Origin of the sequence: Burkholderia sp. 8Y (genome assembly GCF_902506145.1) — a bacterium.
Taxonomy (GTDB): Bacteria; Pseudomonadota; Gammaproteobacteria; order Burkholderiales; family Burkholderiaceae; genus Caballeronia.
The window spans coordinates 157,096-167,985 of sequence record NZ_LR733548.1 but is presented as its reverse complement, the minus strand read 5'-3'; the positions used below and the strand labels follow the sequence as shown (position 1 = coordinate 167,985).

At 62.8% G+C, this 10,890-nt stretch carries 8 protein-coding genes and 1 CRISPR repeat array; all 8 genes read right to left on the bottom strand.

Annotation, left to right across the window (positions count from 1 at the left end):
- Window positions 1-133: 133 nt before the first annotated feature.
- A CRISPR array of direct repeats spans window positions 134-711; the repeat unit is 29 nt; unit sequence GGGCCTATCTCCGCGTGCGCGGAGGAACC.
- Window positions 712-802: 91 nt separating this feature from the next.
- Genes cas2e through cas3 form a run of 8 tightly spaced genes read right to left on the bottom strand, consistent with a single transcriptional unit; the run spans window position 803 to window position 9,608 of the window.
- Entirely contained in the window at window positions 803-1,102 is a 300-nt protein-coding gene (cas2e, locus tag GV035_RS28530) for a type I-E CRISPR-associated endoribonuclease Cas2e (protein WP_159839397.1), read from the bottom strand.
- Window positions 1,074-1,961, bottom strand: coding sequence for a type I-E CRISPR-associated endonuclease Cas1e (gene cas1e, locus GV035_RS28525; protein ID WP_159839395.1), 888 nt, complete (start codon window positions 1,959-1,961; stop codon window positions 1,074-1,076). Before cas1e ends, cas2e begins: the two co-directional genes overlap by 29 nt.
- Window positions 1,962-1,976: 15 nt before the next feature.
- On the bottom strand, window positions 1,977-2,741 hold the full coding sequence (cas6e, locus tag GV035_RS28520) for a type I-E CRISPR-associated protein Cas6/Cse3/CasE (RefSeq protein WP_159839393.1): 765 nt from the start codon (window positions 2,739-2,741) through the stop codon (window positions 1,977-1,979).
- Window positions 2,728-3,492 (bottom strand): type I-E CRISPR-associated protein Cas5/CasD, encoded by a 765-nt coding sequence (gene cas5e, locus GV035_RS28515; protein ID WP_159839391.1) that lies wholly within the window; start codon window positions 3,490-3,492, stop codon window positions 2,728-2,730. The genes cas6e and cas5e overlap by 14 nt, the downstream gene beginning before the upstream one ends.
- A 1-nt stretch (window position 3,493) precedes the next feature.
- Entirely contained in the window at window positions 3,494-4,669 is a 1,176-nt protein-coding gene (cas7e, locus tag GV035_RS28510; protein ID WP_159839389.1) for a type I-E CRISPR-associated protein Cas7/Cse4/CasC, read from the bottom strand.
- A 46-nt stretch (window positions 4,670-4,715) separates the two neighbouring features.
- The gene (gene casB / locus GV035_RS28505) at window positions 4,716-5,342 is read right to left on the bottom strand and encodes a type I-E CRISPR-associated protein Cse2/CasB (RefSeq protein ID WP_201304086.1); all 627 of its coding nucleotides are present in this window, start codon (window positions 5,340-5,342) and stop codon (window positions 4,716-4,718) included.
- Window positions 5,339-6,949, bottom strand: coding sequence for a type I-E CRISPR-associated protein Cse1/CasA (gene casA, locus GV035_RS28500; RefSeq protein WP_159839387.1), 1,611 nt, complete (start codon window positions 6,947-6,949; stop codon window positions 5,339-5,341). Before casA ends, casB begins: the two co-directional genes overlap by 4 nt.
- A gap of 19 nt (window positions 6,950-6,968) precedes the next feature.
- On the bottom strand, window positions 6,969-9,608 hold the full coding sequence (cas3, locus tag GV035_RS28495; protein WP_159839385.1) for a CRISPR-associated helicase Cas3': 2,640 nt from the start codon (window positions 9,606-9,608) through the stop codon (window positions 6,969-6,971).
- Window positions 9,609-10,890 lie beyond the last annotated feature (1,282 nt).

Genomic DNA, 10,890 nt, shown 5'->3' with positions numbered 1-10,890 from the left:
GCGCTGCTGCATAGCGGCGTGCGGCGTTCGGCGCTGCGGGCTACGCCCTTCGCACCGAACGTCGCACAGAAGGATCAACTGAAACCACTGGCATCCGGTTTCTGCACAGCTTGACGCACACAACTCAAATCCAGGGCCTATCTCCGCGTGCGCGGAGGAACCAACATCAGGCTCGATGCGATCAAAATCGCCATGGGCCTATCTCCGCGTGCGCGGAGGAACCGGCGAGTTTTCCGAAATGCCGAGAATCGTCGCGGGCCTATCTCCGCGTGCGCGGAGGAACCTGGCGGTGATGTCCTCGTGCCTCAAGGGCGCGGGGCCTATCTCCGCGTGCGCGGAGGAACCTCGCAGGGGTGCGAGTGTTCGAGGATTCGGTGAGGCCTATCTCCGCGTGCGCGGAGGAACCGATCAATTGCGCATCTTCGCGCTCTTGATGCAAGGCCTATCTCCGCGTGCGCGGAGGAACCGATTCGGACTGCAGGTCTTCAATGCGGCCGGGGGGCCTATCTCCGCGTGCGCGGAGGAACCGCGCCGACCTTTTCCCTTCCCGATGTAGAACGGGGCCTATCTCCGCGTGCGCGGAGGAACCTGCTGGTAGGCGTAGCCGCCCTGTCCCCTCATGGGCCTATCTCCGCGTGCGCGGAGGAACCCGCCCGTAGGTCCTCCATGCGGTCCCCGAACGGGGCCTATCTCCGCGTGCGCGGAGGAACCTCTCCGTCATAACTCAATGATTGAGAACGCAAAACCCCGAACCTGATCCGCCAAAAAATCCAAATTTCCAAAGAACGAATGTCACCCCGACCTACCTCACTCCCCGCCTCACCAAATACATCCCATCCACATCCACGAGCTGCCTCGCAGGCGATCCCAACTGCGCGATCCCGATTCCCCCGACCGCATCGAGCTCCCGCCAAACCATCACGACGCTGCCCCTCGGCTCGGCGCTGTGCCACTCGGCGAGCACGGACCACGTCCGCTCGCGCACGCCCTTGTTCATCCGCGGCGCGACGTACACGCCAGCCGATACCTCCAGCATCACCGAGGCCAGATACCCACGGAAGCGGTCCGCCACGTCACGCGTCACCACTACGACCAGCGCCATCCGCCTCCTCCAGCTTCTCGTCCACTCGCAGTACTTGCTTGATGCGATCGATCATCGCGGGAATCACCTGCTGCTTCCGAAAGACGCGCGCCGCCTCTCGTCGCACGAGCCGGTCGATCGTCTCCGCGCCACGCTCGGCCTGCTTGACCGCGGCAAAGGCTATCGAGAGCGTCACGTCATCGCGAAATAGATCAGCGATATCCAGGACGAATGCCTGACCCGAGTCCTCGTGGATGAATCCCAACTGAGGCACAGCCGCAAGCGCCTGCACGGCGATGGCCGCCGCCGCTTGCACAGCCGTCGCCGCGTGATTGATGGCCTGATTGGCGAGATCGGCGGCCTCGGGATTCGCGCGGTCGTAGTGCCGTCCGTTCCAATCGATGCCGAATTGCTGCGCGCGCAGCCGATAAATCGTCTTCACGCGCGCTCCTTCGATGCCGCGCAGCGTATCCAGATCGCGATGCGGCAACACCTCGCCCAACCGGAGCGCATACATGTGCCGCGCAACGGCCAGGCGTCGGCGCGCGCTGCCCCACAGCTCGGCTTGCCGCCGCGCGACATCCGAGCGATCGGGCATGAGCGGCAACGCGGTGTAACTGCGCACCCCGCTCGCGCCAACCGCCGCAAGCAGGGTGCCGTGGCGCGCAAGCAAACGCAGTGCGTCATGCGTCACGCTGCCGCCGGGGCCGAGCAAAATCATAGATACCGACTGATGCGGAATCTGATCGGCGTACTGCCCGCTCGTGAAATGCAGGCATCCATCGATGACGCTGAGTTCGCCGCGCTCCAGCCACAGCAGCCCGTGACGATCCCCATGCGGCACGCGCGACGTGTCGAGCCCCAGCCGCCCCTTCAGCATGTCGCGCCTGCGCGATCAACCGTCGATAGAGGCAGGCTTCAGCACCAACATGCCGAAGCCGAACGCCCGATGCCGTCCGACGCCGCGCGCAAGCAGCCGAGCGAAGGCATCCGCCTCTTCGACACGCAAGTGTCCGCTGAACACCGCATCCGGGCCGTCGATGGAACGTGACTGTCGAGGCGTGCCGTCGCCAGAAACGGCTTGCGTGCGACGAAGCACCGGCGTGAGCTGGAACCGCGTCATGCGAGCTGCGACCAGACTGGCCGCTCCAGTCGATTGAAACTGTTCGTTCAGCCATTCGGCGTAGACGGCCTCGCGTCGAAGATCGTCGTCTTCGGGACTTTGCGAGCACGCGACCAGGAACGCATCGCGTTCGCGGACTCGTTTCTCGTCAACGTCCTCGCGGCGTCGCGTGGGCCGCACGCGCACTTCGAAGCCCAGAACGCGCCCTGCCTGCCATTGCGTCGGAAACGCGCGGATGTTGAGTCCCGCGCTACGCGGCCCTGCATCGAGGCCGAGTGCATCGGCGAGTTCCGGCGCGGCGCAGAGCGCGCTCGCCTCCCGCAACGCCTCGGCGGAGTGTGGGGAATAGGCGATCAGCCCGGCACGCGCGTCGCGGTAATAGAAAGGCTTGGGCGCGAGCGGACCAAAGACTGCCTGCAGCGCCGCGTGCAATGCGTAACCGAGATCGCCGCCGGACGGCAGCACGCCATGCCGCGATGCCCACAGCCCGAACTTCTGCGGATCGGGCTGACAGTGAATGAGATTAAGCGCGGCCATACGAGAATTCCGGCGATATCGATGGATGTTCGACGAACGATGCCCGCTTCGCGCTCATGTCGAGAACGGGACGCCATCCGCCATGCACGCCGCTCGTCCAGTTGCGCTCGTCGCAGACGTCGAGCGCCTCTGTATTTGCCTCAGACATCGTGCCTTCGTCTTTCGGCCATTGCATGCGGAAGGCGTCATCGGCGACGCCTGGAGGCAAGGGCGCGCGCAGTAGCGCATCGAGCACATGCTCGGCGTCGATGAAACCGGCGAACACGCGCGTGGACGGCAAGCATGGTTTGCGTCCGATAAAAAGCGGACGCTGCGGCCGGTCGAGCGCGCGAGCAATGTCGGCGAGCGTGGGTGACTCGTCGGCGGGATCGAGCCGCAATGCGACCAGCGCGTCGAGGCCGGCGTGATAGTCGCGGTATCGCAGATGCGGACTCTTATAGGTGTCTTCGCCGCCATCGCGCGACTCGGGAATGCCTCGCCACGTCCAGCCGCTATCTCTCCGCGAGATTTGAGCCGTCTGAAAGTCGCAGAGCCGCTCGCCGGAATTGTCCAGCCGCGTTCCCATCACGAGACGCGTCTGAAGGCGATCATGCTTCTCGCATTCGCCGCGATCCCAGCCGAGCGCGTTCGCGATCAGCCCGGTAATCATCGATAGCGCCGGGAAATCGCGGATCACGCCGTACCTGTCGATCGCCTCGCCTCCGAACGCGACGAGCGGCGCACGCAGGCGCATCAACATGTGACGCCGCATGTCACGCGCCCTTGACGATGCGCGTCTGCACCCAATTCGCGAGCTTATCCAGCGAATAGTGCTTGGCGTTCGGGATATCGGCGGGATTGAGAGCGACAAAGCCTCGGTCCAGCGCGCCGTAAGCGGCATCGTGCTTCTTCAATTCCTGCACGATGCGATCGACAGCGGCGTTGCGTATATCATGGCCCTTCAACGGCAACGCGGTTTCGAAAGCCGCACTCAGGCTGCGCGGCTGCCAATCTCCCGTCTCGACCAGCATGAGATTCGCATAGCCGAAAGGAGCGGTCGATCCGCGTTTTGCGCCGGGGCTAACGGTTGCGATCAAATGCAACAGGTGATGCACGACCTGAGCAGCAAGCTCGCGCCGGTCCGGCGACGCATTGAAGCACTCGCTGGCGGCGATTCCTTCCAGATTCGCCACCAGTTGCGGAATATCCACGACGACGTAACCGTAGTAAAGGCCCGATGCCAGTTCGGTATCGAAGAGGCCCGCCGAGCCTTGCTCGCCTGCTTCCCGAAGCAGATCGTCGACCACGGTGAAGTAGTCGTTCTCCACCTGCGCCTCGTGCACCGTGAACGCATGCGCGACGTACACAGCGGCATCGCGCTGGGCGAGCACGTCGGATGTCACCATGCGCCCGAACAACGCCGATTCGAGACCGCTGCCATGCTTAAGCGCGACGATATTGGCGGACTCGCTCTTCAGAAACGCAGCGACTGCCGCCTTGAGGCCGTCTTCGTCCTGATGCTCGCGCGCAAGGGCCGTGCAACGTTCGACCAGGTACTTGATCTCCGCCGTGCCAAGCAGCACCGCCTGACCTGTCTTGACCGCGTCGTCTCCTTTGCGGGGCTTGCCGGCCTTGTCCAGAAGACCGCCGAAGCGCAACGCTTCGACGGCGGTCTGCGCCAACGCCTCAGAGACGCCATTCTTGACCAACTCGTCGCGAACAAGCGCGAGCGTTTCGCGAGAACGAACGGCCATCGGAACGCCGAGCGTCGAAAGCGCATGACGGTCGTCCGCAACGCGCCAGTGTCGCTTCAGACATTGCGATGAAATGCGCGTGCGAATGGCATCGCCCATAGGCAGCCGCTTGGCCATGCCGGAATCGTCGCGGTTGAGCAAGGCGGCGGAATAGCTGTGCAGCGTGTGAATCTGAATAAAGCGCGGATACGTCATTTTCTTGTCCTAGACTTGTCGAACGTTGTTGCCAGCCTTCCCATCCTCAGTCGTCCCGCGATTCGCCAGGCATCGCCGAGAAGAACGCATGCGCGATATCTAGGCGAGTCTTCTCAGCGATACGCCGTCCCTTGTCATCGCGCGCGCCTTCGTTCAGGACGAGCCTCGCGAGTTGTACCCAGTTAGGCTTCACGCTTTTGCTCGCCAACAACCGAAGGACGCGGCGCAGCAACTGGAAGAACACCGTTCCGCGCGCGTCGAGCAGCCGCGTCACGCGCGCCTCCGAGACACCGGCCGTCGCGAGTTGTCGGCCGAAATTCGCGCCGATGCCGCCGCTCTCCGCGCCTCGATCGTGCCCTGCAAGCGCGATGCCGTATGCGATGAACGCCCATCGGCGCCATCGGTCGACACTCCAGTGAATGGTGTCCAGCTTCGCGCGCTGTGCGGCGTTTGTGAGCGCGGCGATTTGCGCGGTGGTGAGTTCATCGGCGTCCGGGTCGAGACGCGCGAGCGCCACGCGGTCGTTCTTCGATGCCTTGACTCCCTCCCCGGCGTCTTTTAGAAACGCAGCAATCGCTTCTATTTGGTAGCTCAGGCTGGGCGTCGCAGTCTGTGCAGCAGCTTGCCCCGCAGACTGTTCCGGCGCTCCGGCCGATGTATCTGTCGACTTCAAATCGCACGTCCTCGCATATCCGTTTCCATAGCTGCCTTGCGCGCTTGCGAACGTTGCTTCAGCACACGCGCCATGGTCTGCAGTGCTTCCTTCTTTGAATGGATACCGACGCGAAAGCGCGAGAGCGCCGCGCTCTGCGCACGATACCGTCGCGTACTCGCGCGCGGCCCTGCCACGAACGCGCGAATCAATACCTGTTGCGCGCGATCCGCCAGTTCACCGAGCCATTGCTCGTGCGCAAGTTCCCGTTCTTCAGACGTGTTGCCATCGACTTCCACGATCAGGTCGTCGAAGAAGCGACAGTCTTCGGCCTGCTCGAATGACTTCGCGAAGCGACTCGCCTTGTCTTTCTCGTCGTCGGAAGCGGTGTCTTCGCCGTTGGCAAACAGAGCGCAGAGCGCGCCCCATAGCACCGTGCGCATACCGCCGATCACGCTGATACGCCTTTCGGCCGCGTAGGCAAGTTCATCGATGTTGCCATTCAGAAACGCCAAGCGCATGTTCCGCGATATAGGTATGCGTCGTTCGTGATAGCCCTCTGTCTTTCCCTGCCCGCGCGCGACAGCTTGCGCAAGCAGCACGATGCCCTTCTCGCCGTCCTCGCGCGTGATATTTCGAGTGATCGTCTCTTTATAGTCGCCTTCGAACGCCAGCTTGCTCATCAGCTTGTAGTCGAACCCCGTAGCCGTGATGGACAACGCTTTTCCGCCGACGACTGCGACGGGCGTCCAAGCGTCTCCGGTTGCGCCCTTGCGATCTGTCGCTGCAATGCGCGTGGTCTTGCTACTCGTCGTGAGCGCGAAGAGCTTTCCATTCGCCAAGTCCAGGCGCACGCGGCGGCACACTTCGATATAAAACGGATCGAGTTCGCTGAACGAGAGACTGCTAACGCCGTCCCAAGGCTTCGTCCAGACCAGCGCAATTCCGTTGGTTCCCTTGAGCCCGATCTCGTCGACGATCTTCTGACGATGCTGAAGCAGCCGCCGCGTGTCGCGCTGCCACCGCTTGCCCCAAAGTCCTTGCGGAACCGCTCCGAAAGCCGGCCGGCTGGACAGACCGCCGTTCATGCGTGAGATGCCGTAGTTGCCAGCGCCCATGACGCCCTCTTGCGTCTGCAAACTCACGAGCGCGTACACCCAGTCCTCCGGCTGCGCGTTCGTCATGCGCGCGGCTTTCACGTCGTGATTGCGCGAAGTCACCAGCATGTCCAACGCGTCGGGCGTAACAAGCGGCGCTTTCTTCCACGTGTGCGATTCCCCTGGCGCGCACGGCGCTTGCAAAAAGGCGGGACGGTCGTCAGGCGCAACGAGCGAAAACGCGGCGCCATCCGGATCGTCGTCCGGCGTCAGAGCGAGAAGCGCCGCTCGCCATTCGTCCGCTGTTTCGAAGGGCTCCGACCGCCCCGCTGCGTGCAACGCAATTGCCGCCAGTTGGGTCAAGAACGCATGCCACGGATGCCGTTGATGCGGCCGCAACGCAGGGAAGTCGCGCACGGTGTCGGCCGTCATCGCGACGAACAGATCGGGCAGCGTGGCATTGTGCGCGTGACCCGAAGCATCGCGATAGCGCAGGAGGCGGTCGTCGAGCAAGCGATGGTGGAGGGTCATGTCAGTCATCGTCCTTGCGTCACGCGTTCACACGCTCGACGCCGTAACGGCCATAGCGGAACACGTTCGTGCCGAGCGTGAATTCGAAGCCGTGCTCAACGAGCTTAATGCTGGAGGGTTTCGCGTCTGGATCGACGCCGTCGTCCAGCATGTGATGACGCAGCGCGATACGCTGCACATCGACGCCGAACGGACCGGGCACGGGTGGATCGAATTCGACCAGGCGGTCTTCCATGCCAAGCCGGGTCGCCAAGCGTCGCTCGTCGTCCGGGAACAGAAGGTCGAGGAATGGCGTCTTGTAGTCGAGCGCATGCATGCGGGCAAGAGACCGCTCGGCCCCTTGCCCGCCTTCGAGTTGTTGATGGAGCTTTTCCCACGCGGGTCCAAGTTCGCTTTGAATCGCAAGCAAACAGTCGCGGTGCGTCGCGCGTTCGACCAGAAGACGGTTATCGCGCGGAATCACGCGGCACGGCGCTTCTTCGATGAGTCGTCGGGTGGCCTCGATCATGCGCAGATCGCGGTACACGCCGCCGCCGTTCTTCGATCGCCCGAGTCCATTGCGGGGCTTGTCGAGATAGGCTTCGAGCGAATTCCCGGCTGGCGTCAACACCCACGCATGTGCGTCCCGAAAGCCCTCCGGACGCTCTCTTGGGTCTCGCTCGTGCCGATGCAGACGCCCGATGCGTTGCAGCAGCACATCCATCGGGCAGATATCGGTGATGAGCAGATCGGCGTCGATATCGAGGCTTTGCTCGAGCGTCTGCGTGCCGACCACGATGCAGCCCTTCAGCGCCGCGCGTGTCTTGCCGAGGCGCGATTCCACCGCTGCATCGAGCAGCGGACGGTCCTGGCGGCTGAAGCGGCTGTGATGCAGCGTGACGACGCCGTTCACGTCGAACAGTATTTCTCGATCGCCCGAACCGTCGATCAGGCTCTCGATGGCACGCTGCGTCGCGATGGCCGACGGGACCGTGTTACGAATGACCAGCACGCGTGCGCCACGGCTCGCTGCATCGATCACCAAACGCGCGATCCGCTCGTGGTCATCCATTGCGTCGAGCGTGGACCAGTGGACGGTCTTGGACGCGCCACTGGCCGACAAGCCACGGATGTTCGCGCCGTCAGTCAGCGCGGGATAAGGCAAGGCGCAGGCTTGCTCCACGCTCGGCAAAGCGAGCGCCGCAGCGGACCTCTGCGCAATCTGCTGGAAGCGCGTGCGTTGCCTGGAACCGAGCGTCGCTGACAACAGCAATGCATGGCTGCCCGTACCCACGTGCGCGCTCAACACCTGCTCCAGCAGTTGCGACATATAGACGTCCGACGCATGCACCTCGTCGACGACCAGCAACGATCGGCTCAGCAAGGCATGACGCATGTGCGCGTGACGGACCATGAGCCCGGCGAGCAGAACCTGGTCGATGGTGCCGACCGCGATCGTCGCCGCCAGAAAACGCTTCGGCGATTCCGCCGCCCAGCGCGTTGCGGCTCTCGCGTCGTCGGGGTGATCGGACCATTGCACGTTGAAGTCGGGCAGCGCGATCTTGTCGCTGCCGTCGGCGCTTTCATAGCCCGGCAGCGCGCGAACGACAACGGGCGCATCGAGCGGCCAGAGACAACGCACGAACTTCCGCACACGTTCGTACACCTGCGCTGCGGCGACGCGCGTCGGTAGCGCGAAATACAGCGAATCGACCTTATGCTCGGCCAAGAGCCGGACGAAGCGCCATAGCGCAGCTTCCGTCTTGCCGCTACCCGTCTCCGATTCGAGGATGAGCAAAGGTCCGAGGCGACTGTCACCAAGCGCGGCTTGCACAGGCCTCGGCGCTTTGCCTTCGAATGCGAACTCGAACGAGATAGGGCGTTGCAGGAGCTCGATGCGCGCGGCGCACGCATCGAGGCCGATTGTCGATACAGCACGTGTCGCGCGTTCTTCAGCCTCCGCTCGCGTCCGGCGTGTGCCCGGCTCGCTGAACGGAAAAAAGCCGGGATGTGATCCGAGCCAATCCGCGAACTGCATGACGCCCGCGAAAAGATGAACGAACGCCGGAGTCGATGGCAGCGGTTCGCCATCGGTTTCGAACGCGCGGGAGAAGTCTCGCTGTAACTGTTCGCCGATGTTTAGTATTGCTTCTTTGGGACTGTAGATAACGGAGCCTGCGCGGTCTTGCACCGGCTTCCAGATGATCGGGTCTTGACCGTGCGGCATCGGCAATGGACGGCCGTGATGCGAAAGGCTCGCCAGGAGCAACGAATCCGCGCCCGGACCCCATGTTTTGATGGATTCGAGCGGCAAGCAGGAAGCGAGGTCGTCGTCGCAAAACAGCAAGAATGCTTCGACGCCATGACCCGCGGGCGACGGCCAGCCGGCCGGCGCGTTGCCTTTCCAACGCTTGGCCTGGAAGCCGCTGTTCGCCTTGCCTAAATCGTGGAGGCAAGCGAAGACCGCAAGCCGCTCGATGTCTTGCTCGCTCAAGACTCGACCCGCCACGGTGTCGAAGGCGTTGCGCAAACGCGTGCCTTGTTTGAGCGCGGCTAGAAAGCAGGCGGCGACGTCCATCATGTGGTCGTACAGCGGGTGCATGCTGCGTTCGCCGATGCAGTCGGCGGCGTCGCGGCTAAGTTTTCCCCACGGCTCTAGCGGATGCGCTTGCGGTTCCATGATTGCCTGCTGTGGTCCTCGTCGTGCTTTTCATTTATTGCGGATATTCGTTCGCAATGCTTAGGTTAGCATCGGATCAGGCCCGAAGACGCGCACTTTTCTGTCAAAGTTTTTTGATGACAGGGCGCAGGTATGTTGGGCGTCGCGTGATGGTTTCACTGCTTTTCGGCAACCGTATTCGGACGGATGCGGTCGTCCGCCGCATAGTCAACTGGCGCTCGACGCACGCAATTGACGGCGCATCTTCGACCCACCATACTCGCGTGCTGGCAGTGAATTCGGAACATCGGGTACGCTGTTTGTTCTTTAACATCATTGAGTTAGGTGGTAGGGGTTCCTCCGCGTATGCGGAGATAGGCCGCTTGTTGATCGTCAGACACGGACGCTGGTCGTGGTTCCTCCGCGTATGCGGAGATAGGCCGCGTGGTGGCGAGTCCTGCGCCACTGCCTGTGGTTCCTCCGCGTATGCGGAGATAGGTCCAGCCAGGCTCAGACCACCGTGCGCGGCACGAGGGTTCCTCCGCGTATGCGGAGATAGGTCTGAACAGGTGGCCAACTTCGGTGATGCGCTTACGGTTCCTCCGCGTATGCGGAGATAGGTCCCTAGACGCAGCAGCCAAAGCGAATATATTCGCGGTTCCTCCGCGTATGCGGAGATAGGTCCTTGTCGGTGGGAATCTTGCCGATTGCCTGAGCGGTTCCTCCGCGTATGCGGAGATAGGTCGCCGGACGCTGCGATGGACCGGCGACACGCTGGTTCCTCCGCGTATGCGGAGATAGGCCGTGGATCGAGTTCAGCGGGCAGGGCACTAAAAAGGTTCCTCCGCGTATGCGGAGATAGGCCTTTGAAGATTCCACCCATCAATCCCTCCAAGCCGGTTCCTCCGTGTATGCGGAGATAGGCCCGTGATGCCTACGCCGCGCAAGTTTTGGCGCAAGGTTCCTCCGCGTATGCGGAGATAGGCCCGCGATCTTTAGCGCGTATGTCGAAAGCCCTTTGGTTCCTCCGCGTATGCGGAGATAGGCCCAGACGAAGATAACACCGGGAGGAGCGTTGAGCGGTTCCTCCGCGTATGCGGAGATAGGCCGTTCGCGACGATCAGAGCAGTCGCCAGATCCGGGGTTCCTCCGCGTATGCGGAGATAGGCCCGTATCTATATCGGTACTATTGCAACTAATGCAGGTTCCTCCGCGTATGCGGAGATAGGCCGCTTTCCCGTCACGCCGCACCCCCTTTATATCGGGTTCCTCCGCTTATGCGGAGATAGGCCCGCGCCTGGCA